The 17,121-nt window shown below is 63.7% G+C and carries 11 protein-coding genes, 1 tRNA gene and 2 pseudogenes; 8 read left to right on the top strand and 6 right to left on the bottom strand.

The annotated features are described in order from the left end of the window. The first annotated feature begins 109 nt into the window (after positions 1-109). The 3 genes from NOV72_RS22395 to NOV72_RS22385 all read left to right on the top strand — a co-directional run bounded on the left by NOV72_RS22395 (position 110) and on the right by NOV72_RS22385 (position 3,804). A complete protein-coding gene (locus tag NOV72_RS22395) occupies positions 110-364 on the top strand; it encodes a hypothetical protein (RefSeq protein ID WP_106856750.1) in 255 nt (84 codons plus the stop codon). 145 nt (positions 365-509) lie between these two features. After that, positions 510-2,033 (top strand): sensor domain-containing diguanylate cyclase, encoded by a 1,524-nt coding sequence (locus NOV72_RS22390; RefSeq protein ID WP_106856749.1) that lies wholly within the window; start codon positions 510-512, stop codon positions 2,031-2,033. Positions 2,034-2,151: 118 nt separating this feature from the next. Further along, positions 2,152-3,804 (top strand): ATP-binding protein, encoded by a 1,653-nt coding sequence (locus NOV72_RS22385; protein ID WP_106856748.1) that lies wholly within the window; start codon positions 2,152-2,154, stop codon positions 3,802-3,804. Positions 3,805-3,814: 10 nt separating this feature from the next. Here the strand turns inward: NOV72_RS22385 and NOV72_RS22380 are convergent, their stop codons facing one another. From NOV72_RS22380 to NOV72_RS22370, 3 genes are all read right to left on the bottom strand, one after another. Continuing rightward, positions 3,815-4,762 (bottom strand): amino acid ABC transporter substrate-binding protein, encoded by a 948-nt coding sequence (locus tag NOV72_RS22380; protein WP_106856747.1) that lies wholly within the window; start codon positions 4,760-4,762, stop codon positions 3,815-3,817. Positions 4,763-4,774: 12 nt separating this feature from the next. Then, the gene (locus NOV72_RS22375; protein ID WP_106856746.1) at positions 4,775-6,079 is read right to left on the bottom strand and encodes a dicarboxylate/amino acid:cation symporter; all 1,305 of its coding nucleotides are present in this window, start codon (positions 6,077-6,079) and stop codon (positions 4,775-4,777) included. Between the two features lie 310 nt (positions 6,080-6,389). Next, positions 6,390-7,922 carry a complex I subunit 4 family protein gene (locus NOV72_RS22370; RefSeq protein WP_106856745.1) on the bottom strand — a complete coding sequence of 511 codons (1,533 nt, stop codon included), beginning with the start codon at positions 7,920-7,922 and terminating at the stop codon, positions 6,390-6,392. A 347-nt stretch (positions 7,923-8,269) separates the two neighbouring features. Here NOV72_RS22370 and NOV72_RS22365 point away from each other — a divergent pair, with 347 nt between their 5' ends. Further along, positions 8,270-8,518 (top strand): adhesin, encoded by a 249-nt coding sequence (locus tag NOV72_RS22365; RefSeq protein WP_106856744.1) that lies wholly within the window; start codon positions 8,270-8,272, stop codon positions 8,516-8,518. Between the two features lie 18 nt (positions 8,519-8,536). On the opposite strand, the gene NOV72_RS22360 is transcribed toward NOV72_RS22365, so the two are convergent. Continuing rightward, positions 8,537-9,889, bottom strand: a complete 1,353-nt coding sequence (locus tag NOV72_RS22360) for an NAD(P)/FAD-dependent oxidoreductase (protein WP_106856743.1) — start codon at positions 9,887-9,889, stop codon at positions 8,537-8,539. A 111-nt stretch (positions 9,890-10,000) separates the two neighbouring features. On the opposite strand from NOV72_RS22360, the pseudogene NOV72_RS22355 reads away from it, so the two are divergent. After that, a pseudogene (locus tag NOV72_RS22355) lies at positions 10,001-10,930 on the top strand (LysR family transcriptional regulator); the annotation flags it as partial. Positions 10,931-10,974: 44 nt separating this feature from the next. Here NOV72_RS22355 and NOV72_RS22350 read toward each other — a convergent pair. Further along, a tRNA-Leu gene (locus tag NOV72_RS22350) sits at positions 10,975-11,059 on the bottom strand. A gap of 141 nt (positions 11,060-11,200) precedes the next feature. Between NOV72_RS22350 and NOV72_RS33080 the strand changes: the two are divergent. Further along, positions 11,201-11,935 (top strand): annotated as a pseudogene (locus tag NOV72_RS33080) (mechanosensitive ion channel family protein); the annotation flags it as partial. A gap of 461 nt (positions 11,936-12,396) precedes the next feature. Here the strand turns inward: NOV72_RS33080 and NOV72_RS22340 are convergent. Beyond that, positions 12,397-13,371, bottom strand: coding sequence for a LysR family transcriptional regulator (locus tag NOV72_RS22340; RefSeq protein WP_106856742.1), 975 nt, complete (start codon positions 13,369-13,371; stop codon positions 12,397-12,399). 96 nt (positions 13,372-13,467) lie between these two features. On the opposite strand from NOV72_RS22340, the gene NOV72_RS22335 reads away from it, so the two are divergent. Both NOV72_RS22335 and NOV72_RS22330 read left to right on the top strand, forming a co-directional pair. Then, complete coding sequence (locus NOV72_RS22335) at positions 13,468-15,495, top strand: oxidoreductase (RefSeq protein WP_106856741.1); 2,028 nt, start codon at positions 13,468-13,470, stop codon at positions 15,493-15,495. A gap of 51 nt (positions 15,496-15,546) precedes the next feature. Next, positions 15,547-17,115 (top strand): ABC transporter substrate-binding protein, encoded by a 1,569-nt coding sequence (locus tag NOV72_RS22330; protein WP_106856740.1) that lies wholly within the window; start codon positions 15,547-15,549, stop codon positions 17,113-17,115. Positions 17,116-17,121 lie beyond the last annotated feature (6 nt).

Below are 17,121 nucleotides of genomic sequence, written 5' to 3'. Positions count from 1 at the left end.
AAGGATCCGGAAGCGCCGATCTTCAGCGTGGCCGATTACAGTCTCGTCGGCGATCTGTTCACGGTCGTGCCGGAACTCGCGAACGAACTGGCCTGAGCCCACGACAACCATGCTGGCGATCATTCAAGACAAGGTGCGCAGCGAAGCGGCCAAACTCGCCGACAAGGAGGACGCGACGCTCTGGCGCTGGTTCTCCGAGCTCTACGACGAAGGGCGCATTCGCTGGTGCCGTTCCGCGCACGGATGGCTCGTCAGCGTGGACCACAAACATCTCGCGACGGAACCGGACTTCGACACGGCGATCCGCGTTTCGCGCGCGCGGTATTACAGCGGCAAGCTCAGACGGGCGGAGGCGCGTCGCTGAAGGCTGTTTGTTTGCCAAATTCATTCGCCGCACCCAACTCATACAAATAGGAGAGAATAGCGACCTGTCTCGCTGACCGAGGCCCAAACCAACGAAGAGAGCAGCGACAGAACTCGCGAAGCAGAATTCCGGGGACACCCAAATAGTGGCAACCGAAAATATCTACAACCCGAGTCTCAACGCACAGCCGCCGCCGCGCGCGCGAACCTCGGCGCCGAACGTCATCGTGCTGTGCGGCACCCTCATCGCGCTCGTCATGATGGGGCTGTGCGCGCTGGTTCTGTATCAGGGTCGCGTCGATGCGCTCGATCGTGCGCGCGACACGTCGCGCAATCTGGCGCTGCTCGCCGAGCGCGATATCGAACGTAATTTCGAGCTGTACGAGCTGTCGCTGCAAGCCGTCGTGGAAGGCGTGCAGCGCGACGACGTGGTCAACCTGCCGCCTCATCTGCGCAACGACGTACTGTTCGATCGGGCCGCCACGGCCCGCGATCTGGGTTCGATCCTCGTCCTCGACGAGAGCGGCAAAATCGTCATCGATTCCGCCAGCGTGACGCCCCGAGAAGGCAATTTTTCCGACCGCCGCTATTTCACGATCCAGCGCGATAACCCGAGTACCGGGCTTTACCTCAGCAGCCCGTACGCGTCGCGATTGCGCGGCGGCGCGCCGAGCATCGCGCTCAGCCGCAGGCTGTCGCATCCGGATGGCTCGTTCGCGGGCGTCGCGATGCTCTCGATCAACCTCGAATACTTTCGCAACCTTTTCGCGGGGCTTTCGCTCGGGCCGCACGGCGCGGTGTCGCTGATCAATCGCGACGGCCTCATGATCATGCGTCAGCCGTTCGATCCGCTCGTGATCGGCCGCGACATCAGCAAGGCCGACACCTTCAGGCACTTCCGCGCGGCCGAGCAGGGCAGCTTCACGGAGACATCGTCGATCGACGGCCGGCGCCGCCTCTACTATTTCCGCAACTTGCCGAATCTGCCGCTCATCATCATGGTGGCCGAAGGCGAAGAGGACATCTACGCGGCGTGGCGGCGGCGCGCGGCGATCATCGGTTCGTCGATGGGCGTGCTCGCGGTCGGCTTCATCGCGTTGTCGTTCGTGCTCGCGGCGCAGTTCAGGCGGCGCATGCGCGCGGAATCGGAGCTGCAATTGCTCGCCCGCACCGACGGACTCACCGGGCTGCACAATCGCCGCACGCTCGGCGAAATTCTCGATCAGGAATGGCGCAGGGCGCGCCGCACGCGCAGTCTCTTTTCCCTGCTGTTCGTCGATATCGATCGCTTCAAGGCCTTCAACGATGCCTACGGCCATCAGGCCGGCGACGATGCGCTCGCCGCCGTCGCGCGTTGCATCGGCGATAACATCCGGCGTCCGGGCGACACGGCGGCGCGCTATGGCGGCGAGGAATTCGTCGTCGTGTTGCCCGACACGCCCGCCGACGGCGCCGCGAAAATCGCGGAGAAGATTCGCGCGGCGATCAGCGATCTGTCGATCGAGCACGCGGGCAGCGAGTTCGGCCGCGTGACGGCGAGCATCGGCCTCGCGAGCTGGCGGCCCGAGCGCGACGACGACGTGAGCGCGCTCATCCGCGCCGCCGACGAGGCGCTCTACGACGCGAAAGCGCACGGACGCAACCGGGTGATGCCGGCGAGCTTGGCCTGAAATAAAGCGCGGAATGCTGGACGAAAGTTCGTCGCTAAGACGAGAGGTATTGCTCGGGTGCGCCGTGTGCTAGCGTTGCCGTACGCTCGCGCCGCGCGATCAACCAGCATTTCCGCCGATGACCCAAAACCCCGATTCCGACGCACGCCGTCTCTCCGCCGTGGCGCGTTATCGCGCGCTCTTCAACGCGATCGACGATGGCTTCTGCATCATCGAATTCTTCGACGGTCCGCACGGTCCGCTCAGCGATTACGTCCACCTCGAAGCGAATCCGGGATACGAGCGGCACACGGGCATTCCGGACGTGCTCGGCAAGACCTTGCGCGAAATCGATCCGACCGAGGCGGACCATTGGATCGCACTTTACGGCGGGGTGCTGCGCACCGGCGTTCCGGCCCGTTTCGAGCGCTACTTTCTGACGGCGGGACGGCACATCGAAGTGTCGGCGGCGCGCGTCGAACCGGCGAGCCTGCGGCAAGTGTCGGTTCTGTTTCGCGATATCTCGGCGCGCAAGAAGGCCGAGGAAGAGCGCGATCGCGCGGCCGCGTCGCTGCGGGCGCTCAACGAGACGCTCGAGCAACGGGTCGCCGCGCGCACGGCCGAGCTGATGCGCGCGGAAGAACAACTGCGGCAATCGCAGAAGATGGAAGCGGTCGGCCAGCTCACCGGCGGCCTCGCGCACGACTTCAACAATCTGCTGGCGGGCGTGTCGGGCTCGCTGCAGTTGCTGAGCATCCGGCTGAGTCAGGGGCGCGTCGCCGAGGTCGACAAGTACGTCGTCGCGGCGCAAGGCGCGGTGCGGCGCGCGGCGGCGTTGACGCACCGGCTGCTCGCGTTTTCGCGGCGGCAGACGCTCGATCCACGCCCCACGGACGTCAACGCGCTCGTGAACGGCATGACCGATCTGATTCAGCGCACGGCCGGGCCGGGCATCAGGGTCGAGGCCGTCGGCGCGGCGGGTTTGTGGCCCGCGCTGGTCGATTCGGGTCAGCTCGAAAACGCGCTGCTGAATCTGTGCATCAATGCAAGAGACGCGATGCCCGATGGCGGCCGCATCACGATCGAAACCGCCAACCGATGGATCGACCTGCGCGCGGCCCAGACGCACGACATGCCCGAAGGCCAGTTCCTGTCGCTGTGCGTGACCGATACCGGAACCGGCATGACGCCGGACGTGATCGCGAAGGCGTTCGATCCGTTCTTCACCACCAAGCCGATCGGCATGGGCACCGGCCTCGGTCTCTCGATGATCTACGGCTTCGCCAGGCAATCCGGCGGACAGGTGCGCATTTATTCGGAAGCCGGGCAGGGCACGACGGTGTGCATCTATCTGCCGCGCTTTTACGGCGGTGTCGATGGCGACGCCGCCGATCAGGCCGCGTCGCCCGTCTCGGGTGCGGAAGCCGGCGAGACGATCCTGATCGTCGACGATGAACCGAGCGTGCGCATGCTGATCGTCGATGTGCTCGAAGAGGCCGGCTATCAGGTGATCGAAGCGGCGGACAGCGTCGCTGGCCTGAAACTCCTGCAGTCGAATGTGAGGATCGATTTGCTGATCAGCGATGTCGGCCTTCCCGGCGGCATGAACGGCCGCCAGATGGCCGATGCCGCGCGGCAGGCGCGCCCCGAACTGAAGGTGCTGTTCATCACCGGCTACGCGGAAAACTCGGTGATCGGCAGTGGCCGTCTCGATCCCGGCATGCAGGTGCTGACCAAGCCGTTCTCGATCGAGACGCTCGCCGCGCGCGTCCGCCAGCTCGTGGACGAATAGCGGCGCGCGCTCACTGCGCCTCGCCGCCCGCCATCGTCTCGATGATGCTTTCGAGCTGCGCGCTCATCGGCATGTCGAGGCTCGTTCCCGACGGCAGACGTTGCAGGAACCAGCGCTTGTACTGCCGCTCGATTTCGCCATCCGCCGCGAGTTCGTGGAACGTGTCCGTCACCACTTGCGCGAGCTGCGGATCGTTCCGGCGATACATGATGCCGTACGGGTCGTACGACAGATAATCGCCGACGACCTGATACGCGCCGCCCTTCGCCGCGTTTTCGGCGATGAGTCCGTACAGCAGCACGTCGTCGGTGGCGAAGGCATCGGCCTGGCCGTTTGCCACGCGCGCGAAGCCTTCCGCGTGATCCGGCACGACCTGCAATTGAATGCCGAGCCCGAACTTTTTGTCGATGTCGCGCAGCGCCTTTTCGTTGGTCGTGCCCGCCGTCACCGCGACCTTCTTGCCCGCCAGATCGCGAAACGAGCGGATCGGCGAGCCTTGCCTGACCATCACCTTCGTGCCCGCGACGAAGAAGATCGGCGAGAAGGCCACGCGCTTTTGCCGTTCGACGTTGCTCGTGGTCGAGCCGCATTCGAGATCGACGCGGCCATCGGCGACGGCATCGATACGATTTTCCGGCGTCACCGGCACCCACTGAATCTTGAGGCTCCTGTGGACCGCGTTGCCGACCGCCGCGGCGAGCGCCTTGCACAGTTCGATGGAATAGCCGATCGGTTCCTTGCGCGCATCGAGATACGAAAACGGCACCGACGATTCGCGGTAGCCCAGCGCGATCGTCCCCGTGTCGCGCGCCTTGGCGAGCGTTCCGGAGAGCGTCGCGGGCGCGAACGCGTCGTTGTTCGGCGCAGGGGCTTGCACGTCGTCGGCTGCGTGCGCGCAAAAAGCCGTGGCGATCAGGCCGGCTAGCGCCAGCGCTGCCAGGAAGCGCTGCGTCATCATGGCTCGCCTCCGTCAGACTTGCGCCGGATGCGCCAGCGAGGCTTCCTGTTCGGCCTCGATGCGCGCCGCATTCGCCGCCGCTTCCGGTTCCGACAACAATTCGCCTTCCCACTTGGCGACCACCGCGCTCGCGATGGAATTGCCGACCGCGTTGGTGGCGGAGCGGCCCATGTCGAGGAAGGTGTCCACGCCGAGGATCAGCAGCAAGCCCGCCTCGGGAATGTTGAAGTGATTGAGCGTGGCCGCGATCACGACCAGCGACGCGCGCGGCACGCCGGCCATGCCCTTCGACGTCAGCATGAGGATCAGCAGCATCGTGATCTGCGTGCTGATCGACAGATGAATGTTGTACGCCTGCGCGATGAAGAGCGACGCGAACGTGCAGTACATCATCGAGCCGTCGAGGTTGAAGGAGTAGCCCATCGGCATCACGAAGCTGGAGATCTTGCGCTTCACGCCGAAGCGGTCGAGCGCGTCGAGGATCTTCGGATACGCGGCTTCGGAACTCGCGGTCGCGAACGACAGCATGAACGCTTCCTTGATGAGCACCAGCAGCCTGAAGACGCGCCGCCGCAGAAAGGCGAAGCCCGCGAGCACGAGCAGGCCCCACAGGATAAACAGGCTGAGATAGAAATCGGCCATGAAGACGGCGAACTTCAGCAGAATGGTCAGGCCGTTGACCGCGACGGTGGCGGCCATCGCGGAAAGCACGGCGAGCGGCGCGAGCTTCATCACGTACCCGGTGATCTTGAGCATCACGTGCGAGAGCTGATCGATCGCATCGAGCAGCACCTTGCCTTTCTCGCCGAGCGCGGCGAGCGCGACGCCGAAGAACATCGAGAACACGACGATCTGCAGGATCTCGTTGTTGGCCATTGCCTCGGCGAACGAGCGCGGCACCATGTGGCCGACGAAGTCTTTCAGCGTGAATTTCGATGTCGCGAGATTCGCCGATGCGCCGATGTCGGGCAGCGGCAATCCGAGGTTGTCTCCGGGCCGAAGCAGATTCGACATCACCAGACCGAGCAGCAGCGAAACGAGGGAAGCGGTGATGAACCAGCCCAGCGCCTTGGCGAACACGCGCCCGACCGAAGCGGCGTCGCCCATGTGCGCAATGCCGACGACCAGCGTGGAAAACACGAGCGGACCGATCAGCATCTTGATGAGCCGCAGAAAGACGTCGGATACGAGCGAGATGTAGCCGGCTATTTCCGTCGCGCTCTTCTTGTCGGGGAAACTCGAGAAGATCATGTAGCCGATCCCGATCCCGATGATCATCGCGACCAGAATCCAGATGGCTGCGGAATTCTTCTTCATGTCCAGGCCTCCATTGACTGCATATCGAACGATTGCATTTCAAATTTCGGGTGGAGCAGGCGATGCGAGGCGGGCGGGCTTCCCGTTGTGCTTGGAGGGCGGGCAGCGTCGATCCGCGAATGATCAGATGTTAGCGTGGCTTTTCGATCTTTGCTGGCGCGGCGCGCGCAACGGATACGTGCGGGATGCGTGCGGGATGCGTGCGCCGCAGGTGCCTATCATAAGCTTTTCGGCGTGATCTGCGTCGATCCGCGATTACGCGGGCCGATGCTTTTTCGTCGAATGATCAGGAAATCGAAATATATCGACCTTAGCCCGGCGTGCGTTCCGATACGGTTTCGTGACGCGCGTTGTACGAAGGCGCGCTGGCATCGCCGGGCAGCGTCGAGCCCTGCACCGCCGACACGAGGCGCTCGACCGACGGGCCCATCGCGTCCGTGAAGGTCTTCGGATGCACGCCGATCGCGAGCACCAGCACGGCCATCGCGCCGAAGAGCGCGAGTTCGCGCTTGCCGAGATCGCGCAGGCCGGCCACGCGCTCGTTTTTCACCGCGCCGAAGATCACGCGCTTGACCATCCAGAGCGTATAGGCCGCGCTCAGAATCAGCGACGAAGCCGCCGCCGCGCCGATCCAGAAGTTCAGGCGGATCGCGCCCATCAGCACCAGAAACTCGCCGACGAAACCCGACGTGCCGGGCAGGCCGACATTGGCCATCGAGAACAGCATCGCGCAGACGGCGAAGCGGGGCATCGTGTTGGCGACGCCGCCATACGCATCGATCGAACCGTTTTTCGTGCGCTCGACCAGTACGCCCGTGCACAGCAGCATCGCGCCGGACACGATGCCGTACGACAGCATCTGCACGACCGCGCCTTCCGTGCCCATGCGGTCGAAGGTGAAGAGGCCGAGCGTCACGAGACCCATGTGCGCGACCGCCGAGTAAGCGAGCAGCTTGCGCATGTCCGTCTGCGCGAGCGCGACGAGGCTGCCGTAAATGACCGCGACGAGCGACAGCGCGATCATCGCGGGGGCGAAGAAGTGGGAGGCGTCGGGGACGATCGGCAACACATAGCGCAACATGCCGTAGCCGCCGATCTTCAGCATGCCGAGCAGAACTGCCGCGCCTGTCGGGCCTTCCGAGTTCACGTCGGGGAGCCACGTGTGGACCGGCCACATCGGCACCTTGACCGAGAAAGCGGCCAGGAAGCACACGAAGACGACGATCTGCGGCGCGAAGCCGAGCTTCAGATGACGCCATGCGTCGATGTCGAACGTATGCGCCTGCGTCCACAGATAGATCAGCGCGGCCAGCATCGCGAGCGAGCCGAGCAGCGAAAAAAAGAAGAAGCGGATCGCCGCATACACGCGCCGCTCGCCGCCCCATGTGCCGATCAGCAGATACAGCGGAATCAGCGACGCCTCGAAGAATACGAAGAACAGCATGCCGTCGAGCGACGCGAATACGCCCTGCATGCAGCCCGAGAGCACGAGAAACGCGCCGTAGTACTGCGCCACCTGCTTCGTCACTGACTGCCACGACGCGATGAAGATGATGAGCGTCGTCACCGCCGTCAGCACGGTGAACCACAGCGAAATGCCGTCGATGCCGAGATGGTACGAGATGCCGAACTGCGGCAGCCACTCGACGCGCTCGGCGAATTGCATCGCGCTGGAGGACGCGTCGAAGCGCGACAACAGCGGCACCAACGGCAGCAGTCCGAGGATCGCGCCGAAAAGCGCGACGGCGCGCGAGAGCGTGGCCGAGGCGCTGAACGTCAACACGAAGATGCCCGACACCACTGGAATCCAGATGAGAAAGCTGAGAACGGACGGCAGATGCATAAGTTGGCTTGAATCAGGCGCAAAGCACGGCCAGCACGCGATGAACGTGTTCGCGGGAAAGCGCGGTGACAGTGGAATGTAAGGCGGGACGAGATGCGGGGAGGTTGGAGTCCGGAACCGCAACTCGAATACGCTAGGCGTATTCCTAAGGGTTAACGAGGATAACCCAAAGAAAAGGTTTTGGGGGCATTGCGGAGTATCAAATTCATTGCACTGGACGGCATTGACATTTTTACCGCCTGCCGGTTTTGCGGGCGCCTCGTGAAAAAAACCATGCGTTCGCTCCGGGCTTGCCCTGATTTGCCCGGAGCGGGCTGGCCCTTAGCCTAGAACGCAAGGAGACAAGCATGAAAAAAGCTTTCAAGGCCGTCGTGTTCGCGCTCGTCGCATATCTCGTCGCCGATCGCGCGATGCTTCACGCGCAAGGGCGCGACATCGGCGCGACTGCGTGCGCCCAGAGCGCCGATCAGATCGAATTCGACGCGCTGGGCAAAGGTTTCAGCCATGCCGCCGCGAGCAGCCAGCGCGAGGCTTTCAGATCGCAATGCCTCGTGTCGGGCCGCTCGCAGTCCGGCGAGGCCGTGGCGATGCGGTAAGCGCCACGGCCACCCGCGTCAGTTCAGCTTCACCGTGGGCCGCACGCGCTCGCGCAGCCATTGGCTCGCGGCGTACATCACGGCGCGCTTGACGCCCGTGAGCCCCATGATGTGCCGGCGATAAAGATGCCGGTAGCACGAGGCCGCGAACCATCCGTCGATGAACACCGGCTGCCGCAGCAGTTCGCTCATCAGCGCGCCCGCCGCGCCCGCCCGTCCGAAGGAAATGAGCGTGCCCTGATCGCGATATGAGAACAGCGGCACGGCGCGATCGTCGAGCCGGCGCGCGAGCGCATCGGCGAGATAGACGGCCTGCTGCCACGCGGCCTGCGCGCGCGGCGGCACGAGCGCGTCGCCTTTCGATGCGGCGCACGCGGCGCAATCGCCCATCGCGTAGATGCCCGAGCCGGGTTCCATTTGCAGCGTGGCATCGACGATGACCTGTCCGAGCCGGTTCAACGGCAGTCCTTCGAACGTGCGCAACACGGGCGGCCCTTCCACGCCGGCGGCCCAGATCGTGATGTCGCTGGCGAGCGTTTCGCCATCGACGGTTGATACCGCATTCGCATCCACCGCACGCACGCGGCAGCCGAGCCGAACCTCGACGCCGAGTCCCGCGAGCACGTCCTGAGCGCGCGTCGAGATGCGCTCCGGCAACGCGGGCAGCACGCGCGGCGCGCCTTCCAGCAGGCGGATACGGATGTCGTTGGCCGGATCCAGCGACGCGAGATGATAGTCGCGCAACATTTCCGCCGAGCCACGCAGCGCGGCGGCCAGCTCGACGCCGGTTGCGCCGCCGCCGATCACCGTCACCGAAACGGGCGTCGCGGCCGAACCGGGCGCCGCCTGCCGCGCATGACTCGAACGCAGCAGGCTCGACAACAGACGCCGCCTGAACGTTTCCGCCTGCTCCACGGTTTCGAGCGTCAACGCGTGCTGTTCCGCGCCCGGAATCGAGAAGAAGTTGGTCACGCTGCCGAGCGCGAGCACGAGCGTATCGAAAGCGAGCGTTCGCTTCGGCAGGAGCGGACGTCCGTCGACATCGGTTGTTTCGTCGATGACGATCTCGCGCCGGCCGCGATCGATGCTCGCGAGCGCGCCCTGCTCGAAGCGGAAGTGATTCCACTTCGCGTGCGCGGCGTAATCGATCTGATGGCTCGACGCGTCGATCTGGCCCGACGCGACTTCATGCAGAAGCGGCTTCCAGAAGTGCGTCGGAAAACGGTCGATGAGGATCACTTCGGCGCGGCGCCGCTTGCCGACGCCATTGCCAAGACGCGTCGCGAGTTCGAGCCCGGCGGCGCCGCCGCCCACGATGACGATGCGATGGGGCGAATCGACCTGGTGTTGCGCATGAGGATTCAACATCATGGACCTCCCGGAAGTGCTGTTGGATGCTTGACGACCTCGTTGGAAAAAATATAAGGTCCCGAAAACATTTGCGCCATTTAGTATTTATCGCCGACTCATAAGTTTTCACTAATGTTAAAGACGACCACCTTCCGGCAATTGCGCACGCTGCAGACCGTCGCGCGCGTGGGCAGCATCTCGGGTGCGGCTGACGAACTGCATCTCACGCAGCCTGCGGTATCGCTGCAAATCTCGCTGCTGGGGGAGGCCGCGGGCACGCCGCTTTTGCGCAGAGTGGGGCGCGAAGTGCAACTGACGGCCGCCGGTGAAGTGATGACGCGCTATGCGAACGAGATTCTGAGTCTCTGGAACGAGGCCGGCGAGGAAGTGGCGGCGCTGCGCGGCGAACTGGGCGGCACGTTGCGCATCGGCGCGATCACGACGGCGGAGTATCTCGTGCCGCCGCTGCTCGTGCGCTTCACGAAGGAACGGCCCGGCGTGAAGCTGCAGTTTCGCATCGGCAATCGCGATGACATCGTGCGCATGCTCGCGACGAACGAAATCGATCTCGCGATCATGGGACGTCAGCCGCGCGAGTTGCGCACGAACGCGGCGGCATTCGCCAAGCATCCGATGGCGTTCGTCGCTGCGCCCTCGCATCCGCTCATGCACGCGAAGCGCCTGAGCCTGACCGATCTCGAATCGGCGAATCTGCTCGTGAGGGAGCGCGGATCAGGCACGCGTGTGGCGATCGAAGCGCTGTTCAAGGAGGCGGGATTGAAGCTGCATGCGGCGTCGGAGCTATCGAGCAACGAGGCGATCAAGCAGCTCGTCGAAGCGGGACTGGGCGTTGCGTTTCTGTCGCTGCACGCATGCGCGCTGGAGATGCAGGCGGGCTTGCTCGCGACGCTTCCCGTGCCATCGACGCCGATCGAGCGGGCATGGCATGTGGTGCATATGTCGGAGCGGCGCTTGCCTCAGGTCGCCAATGCGTTCAGGGAGTTCCTGATGCAATCGGGCGCGGCCGTAGCGGGATTGACTGCGCCGCTGGAGATGCAGAAGGCGCGTTCGGGACGGAAGAAAGCGGAAGTCGTCGCCGATGCGACTGGTGCCCAGGGCGGGACTCGAACCCGCACGCCTCGCGGCGCTACCCCCTCAAGATAGTGCGTCTACCAATTCCGCCACCTGGGCAAAGGGGACCGAATTGTAGCGGGAAAGTCTAAAAATGCGAAGTGTCTCCGTCGCAACGTCACTACTACAATAACCACCGGAGCAAGCGCACGTCCGATTCGCCTGAATAATCCCCTCGCTTCGCCCACATCGGGAGCGTCCATGTTCGGCAACACCTTGCGTATCGAAGTCGGACCAGACTGGCAAGTCAATGTCGCCACCGAGAGCTGGCTCGTCGCGACGCTTCTGGTAGCCGCGCTGCTGCTGGCGATTCTGCTGGCGAGCGTGATCTGCTATTACGTGACGCGCTCGATCATGCTCCTGATCGTCAGCCGGCTCGCACGCAAGGAAGGGCGCAAGTGGATGATCGCGGCGGAGCGTCACCGGGTGTTTCACCGGCTCGCGCCGCTCGTGCCCGCGGCAATCGTCTATGCATCGGCGCCGTTGCTCTCCGGCCTCACGTTCCCGATCATCCCCGCGCTCGGCCGGCCGTTGGCCATTCTCGCGGCCTGCTACATGGTCTATACGCTCGTGCGCGCGGCGCTCGCGTTGCGTGACAGCATCGACGAGCGCTACAGCCATTTCCCTTCCGCGAGCGAACGGCCGATCAAGAGCTTTCTGCAAATCGCGACGATCGTCGTGTATCTGATCGCGCTGATCGCGGTCGTGTCGCTGGTGCTGGAGCGATCGCCGCTTTATTTGCTCACTGGACTTTCCGCCATCACGGCGCTGCTCATCATCATCTTCCGCGACTCGCTGCTCGGCTTCGTCGCCAGTATTCAGCTCGCGGCCTACGACATGCTGCGCGTGGGCGACTGGATCGAAGTGCCGGGCTATGTCGCCGATGGCATCGTGGTCGACATCGCGCTGAACACGATCAAGGTGCGCAACTTCGACAACACGATCGTGATGCTGCCGAGCCAGCTTTTGCTGACCAACAGCGTGAAGAACTGGCGCGGCATGATCGCGTCCGGCGCGCGACGCCTGCGGCACGCGATTCACTTCGACGTCGACACGATCCGCTTCCCCGACGATGCCTCGCTCGCGCGCCTGCGCGAAGCGATCGAACGACCGCTCGCGGTGCCCGAAGGCGACCGTCGCACGAACCTCGGCTTGTACAGGCTCTATCTCAGCGGATATTTCCGTGAGCATCCGGCCGTGCGCCGTGACATGCCGCTCGTGATTCGTCACGTGCAGTCGGCGACGCCATCGTCGCGCTGGAGATTTGCGTTTTTATCGACGAAATACGTTGGGAGCGATACGAGAGCCTTCAGTCGGACATGCTCGATCATGCGTATGGCGTCGTGCCGCTGTTCGGCCTGCGTTGCTGGCAGCGCGATCGCGCGGCGTCCACGGCGTCATGACGGCGACGGAACCGGAGTCGCGGGTTCGGCACGGTTCTTCGGAACGGCGTTCAACGGAGCAAGCACGCATCTCGCGTCGTCGAGTTCTTTTCTCATCTCGTCGATGAGCCACCGCGCCACCGCGCGCGTGCTCTCCGAAGGAGTCGACGAGCGATATTCGAGCACATAATTGCAGCCCGTTTCGATATAGCGGTCCCACGCGGGAATCACCTTGCCCTCGTTGAGCGGCGCCGCGATCGCGAGCAGCCAGCCGAGCACGACGCCTTGACCGAGCATCGCGCATTGCACAGCGAGCCCGGGATCCGTGTGATGCACCGCTTCGCCGATACCCTTGTCGGACAGTCCCGTCGCCCGATGAAAATCAATCCATGAAAGCGTGGTCACGTCGAGATGGATGTAGGCGTGACCTTCGATGCTCCTCGGCGCATCGAGCCGGCCGAACTCCGCGAGATAATTCGGACTGCAGACTGGAACGATAATCTCCGGACACAACAGAAGCGGGTCCGTATTCGAGCCCGGTCCATGCAGCCGGATGCCGAGATCCGCGTCTTCGAGCGGTCCGTACAAGCGTCCCGCCATGACCTGCAAGCGCAGGTTGATGGAAGGAAACGCGCGGCGGAACGCGGCATAACGTGGCAAAAGCCACAATGCGGCGAAACCGCTTGCGAGCGATAGCGTGACGATCTCGCCTTGCGCGTGATCGCGCTTGAGTTCTTCGATGGTGTCCCCGATCTGCCCGAAGCCGGAGGCGACGGCGTGCTGCAATGTTGCACCGCGATCGGTCAGGGTTAGCCCTAGCTTCGTGCGCTCGAAGAGTTTGAAGCCGAGCGCGTCTTCAAGCCGCGCCACCATGCGGCTCACCGCGACGGGCGTCACGTTGAGTTCCCCGGCAGCCTTGGTGAAGCTCAAAAGCCGCGCGGAAGTTTCGAAAACGAGCAGTGCCTGAAGTGACGGAAGTCGCAGACTCATACAACACCATGTTATGGGGCATGCATCGATTTGTAATTTGACGGCGCATATTGACCTCCTTACCTTGAGTCCGACGTCCACTTCATCTGGCAGGCCATGACTACTGCGTCGTCGGACCCGTTGCTTCAGCCGTTCACCCTCAAGCATCTCGTGCTCAAGAACCGTGTGATGAGCACGAGTCACGCAAGCCGCCTGACGCGCGATGAATTCCCGCAAGAGGTCTATCAACGGTATCACGAGGAAAAGGCGAAAGGGGGTATCGCGCTGACGATGTTCGGCGGATCGTCGAACGTCAGTCTCGACAGTCCGAACACGTTCCAGCAGATCAACGTCGGAACCGATGCCGTGGTGCCGCATCTGCGGCGCTTTTCCGATCGCGTCCATACGCACGGCGCGGCGCTGATGTGCCAGATCACGCATCTCGGGCGGCGCGGAGACGCATACACGGAACCGTGGCTGCCGATGATCGCGCCATCGCCGGTGCGCGAAACGCTGCATCGCGCGATGCCGCAAGCGATTCACGATGCCGACATCAAACGCGTGATCCGCGACTTCGGCCTCGCGGCGAAGCGCTGCCTCGATGGCGGCCTCGACGGCATCGAAACGCATGCGGGCGGTCATCTCATCGGTCAGTTCATGGACCCGACCGTGAACCTGCGCACCGACAAGTACGGCGGCTCGACGGCGAATCGCGTGCGCTTCGCGATCGAGGTTCACGAAGAGATACGCAAGCAAGTGGGCGATGATTTCATCGTGGGCTTTCGCTTCGCGCTCGAAGACGGATGCAGCTTCGAGGAAGGGCTGGAGATGTCGCGCATCCTGCAGGGGACGGGTCTCTTCGATTTCTTCAACGTCACGTTCGGGCGCATGGACACGAAGATGTCGCTCGCGGTCAATTCGATGCCGGGGATGTTCGTGCCGTCCGCGCCGTGGTTGCCGAAAGCCGCCGCGTTCAAGCGCGCCGTCGATCTGCCCGTGTTTCATGCGGCCAAGATCGCCGATCTCGCCACCGCGCGCCATGCGATCCGCGAAGGCCTGCTCGACATGGTCGGCATGACGCGCGCGCATATCGCGGAGCCGCATCTCGTGAAGCTCGTCGAAGCGGGCAAGGAAGACGAAGCGCGGCCGTGCGTCGGCGCATCGTTCTGCCGCAATTTTCGCGCGACGTGCATCCATAACCCGGCGACATCGCGCGAGACGTATCTCTCGCATGACATACCGGAAGCCGCGCACAGGAAGCGCGTGCTCATCGTCGGTGCGGGGCCGGCGGGACTCGAAGCCGCGCGCATCTGCGCGACGCGCGGCCATCACGTCACGGTGCTCGAAGCGAATTCGACGGCGGGCGGACAGATGCTGCTCGCGGCGACGGGAAGCTGGCGGCGCGATCTCATCGGCATCGTCGACTGGCGCGTGGCGCAGCTCGAAAAATTCGGCGTCGACGTGCGCTATAACCACTACGCCGAACTGGGCGACGTGCTCGATCACGGCGCGGATGTCGTCATCATCGCGACGGGCGGTCTGCCGAATCTCGATGCGTTGCCGGGCGGCGAGCTGTGCAAGTCGGTATTCGACGCACTCACCGAAACGCCGCCACGCGCAGGCAGCGTGCTCGTCTATGACGGCACCGGCCGGCATAACGCGTATCTGTGCGCGGAGCGTTATGTCGATGCGGGCCTCGACGTATCGCTCGCGCTCATCGACAGCATGCCGGCGCAGGAAACCGGCGGACGCGGCGACGATCAGGCGTGGATGCGCAATATCGCGCGCTGGGAGATTCCTGTGCGCACGGACATCGAACTGATCGAAGTCAGCGCAGCCGATAACGGCAAGCGCCGCGCCGTCTTCCGTCATCATCTGACGAACGATCTCGTGGAGATGGAAGCGGATCATGTCGTCGTCGAACGCGGCATGCTCGCGGTCGAAGATCTGTTCGAAGCGGCGCGCATGTATTCGATCAACGACGGCTACACCGATCTCGAAGCGTTCGCCACGGGCAAGCCGCAGCCCGAAGCGCAAGAGGGCGAAGATGGGCAGTTCCATCTTTACCGCATTGGCGACGCGAGCGCGTCGCGCGACATTCACACGGCCATCTACGACGCCTACAGGCTATGCCAGACGCTGTAAAGGCCCGTTGCATCTCATCCGCCATAACGACATGACCGAGCGAGGCTGACCATGACATTGCCGAAGGAACTCGTAGTCGCCGATCCTGGCCGCCGCAAGGCGATCAAAACGCTTGCAGCGGCGACGCTTGTTTTGCCGGGCGCGTCGCACCTTGCATTCGCCGCGACCGAGGCCACCCCGCAACGCGGCGGACGCATTCGCGTGGCGCTCGCGAACCAGTCGCTGATGGATTCGCTCGATCCCGCGAAGGGGACGCATACCGGCGACTACTCGCGCGCGTACATGTTCTATAGCGGCCTCACCGAACTCGACGCCGGCTTCAAAGTGCAGAACGCGCTCGCCGAAAAGCTCGAATCCGATGACTTCCTGACGTGGACCGTCACGCTGCGGCCCAACGTGCATTTCCACGACGGCAAGCCCTTCACATCCGACGATGTCGTGTTCTCGCTGATGCGTCACAAGGATCCGGCGACGGCATCGAAGGCGAAGTCGATCGTGGATGGCATCAGCTCGGTCAAGGCGGCCGGACCACTGAAAGTCGAGATCACATTGACCGAGCCGAACGTCGATCTTCCCGCGCTGCTCGCGATTCCGCATCTCGTGATCGTCGCCGCGAACACGACGGACTTCTCCAAAGGCAACGGCACGGGTCCGTTCACATGCAAGGAGTTCACGCCGGCGCAGCGTTGCATCGGCGCGCGCAATCCGAACTTCTGGAAGCCGGGACGTCCGTATCTCGACGAAGTGGAGATTATCGGCATCGGCGACGATGCGGCGCGCACCAACGCGCTGCTCGCGGGCGACGTGCAGCTCATCTCGCCGCTGCCGGCACGCGACGTCGATCGCGTCAAGCAGACGGGCAAGGTGACGGTGCTCGAAAGCCCGTCGCAGCTTTACTCGGACCTCGCACTGCGGCAGGACATGCTGCCGACGAAGAGCGCGGACTTCAACGAGGGCATCAAGTATCTGCACGACCGGCAGCGTATCGTGAACGTGATGCTGCGCGGCCACGGTACGCTCGCGAACGACCATCCGGTGCCGGAGTGGCATCCGTACTTCATGAAGGGATTGCCGCAACGCACGTTCGATCCGGACAAGGCGCAGTTCCACTTCAAGAAGGCGGGCACGCCGGGCGCACGCGCGGAGATCATCGCGCCGCCATCGGTCGAGACCGCGCTCGATTCCGCCATGATGATTCAGCAGGCCGCGCAGCAGGCGGGCGTCGCTATCAATGTGCGCCGCGTGCCCGCCGATGGTTACTGGACGACGTACTGGATGAAGTACCCGATGACCTACGGCTCGATCCTGCCACGCCCGACGCTCGATCTCTTGTACACGCAGTTCTTCCGTTCGAATGCCAACTGGAACGAGTCGGGCTGGAAGAGCGAACAGTTCGATCAACTGCTGGTGCAGGCGCGCCGCGAGCGCGACGAAGCGAAGCGCAAGCAGATGTATGGCGACATGCAGCGCATCATCTACGAGAAGAACAGTCTCGTGATACCCGCATTCATCAACTTCATCGACGCGCAGAGTTCGAACCTGCGCGGTTTGAAGGGCACGCCCTCGGGGCGCGTGATGGGTTATCGGTTCGCGGAGTTCGCGTGGCTGGAGAAGGCGTGAACGCAG

The sequence above is a fragment of the Caballeronia novacaledonica genome (assembly GCF_900258035.1).
Classification (GTDB): Bacteria; Pseudomonadota; Gammaproteobacteria; order Burkholderiales; family Burkholderiaceae; genus Caballeronia; species Caballeronia novacaledonica.
This window is presented reverse-complemented; position numbering and strand designations above follow the sequence as displayed.

Excerpts from the sequence above, each read along its gene's own strand:
- NOV72_RS22395 (WP_106856750.1), top strand. The coding sequence starts at position 110 with ATGCTGGCGATCATTCAAGACAAGGTGCGCAGCGAAGCGGCCAAACTC.
- NOV72_RS22385 (WP_106856748.1), top strand. The coding sequence starts at position 2,152 with ATGACCCAAAACCCCGATTCCGACGCACGCCGTCTCTCCGCCGTGGCG.
- NOV72_RS22380 (WP_106856747.1), bottom strand. The coding sequence starts at position 4,762 with ATGATGACGCAGCGCTTCCTGGCAGCGCTGGCGCTAGCCGGCCTGATC.
- NOV72_RS22375 (WP_106856746.1), bottom strand. The coding sequence starts at position 6,079 with ATGAAGAAGAATTCCGCAGCCATCTGGATTCTGGTCGCGATGATCATC.
- NOV72_RS22370 (WP_106856745.1), bottom strand. The coding sequence starts at position 7,922 with ATGCATCTGCCGTCCGTTCTCAGCTTTCTCATCTGGATTCCAGTGGTG.
- NOV72_RS22365 (WP_106856744.1), top strand. The coding sequence starts at position 8,270 with ATGAAAAAAGCTTTCAAGGCCGTCGTGTTCGCGCTCGTCGCATATCTC.
- NOV72_RS22360 (WP_106856743.1), bottom strand. The coding sequence starts at position 9,889 with ATGATGTTGAATCCTCATGCGCAACACCAGGTCGATTCGCCCCATCGC.
- NOV72_RS22340 (WP_106856742.1), bottom strand. The coding sequence starts at position 13,371 with ATGAGTCTGCGACTTCCGTCACTTCAGGCACTGCTCGTTTTCGAAACT.
- NOV72_RS22335 (WP_106856741.1), top strand. The coding sequence starts at position 13,468 with ATGACTACTGCGTCGTCGGACCCGTTGCTTCAGCCGTTCACCCTCAAG.
- NOV72_RS22330 (WP_106856740.1), top strand. The coding sequence starts at position 15,547 with ATGACATTGCCGAAGGAACTCGTAGTCGCCGATCCTGGCCGCCGCAAG.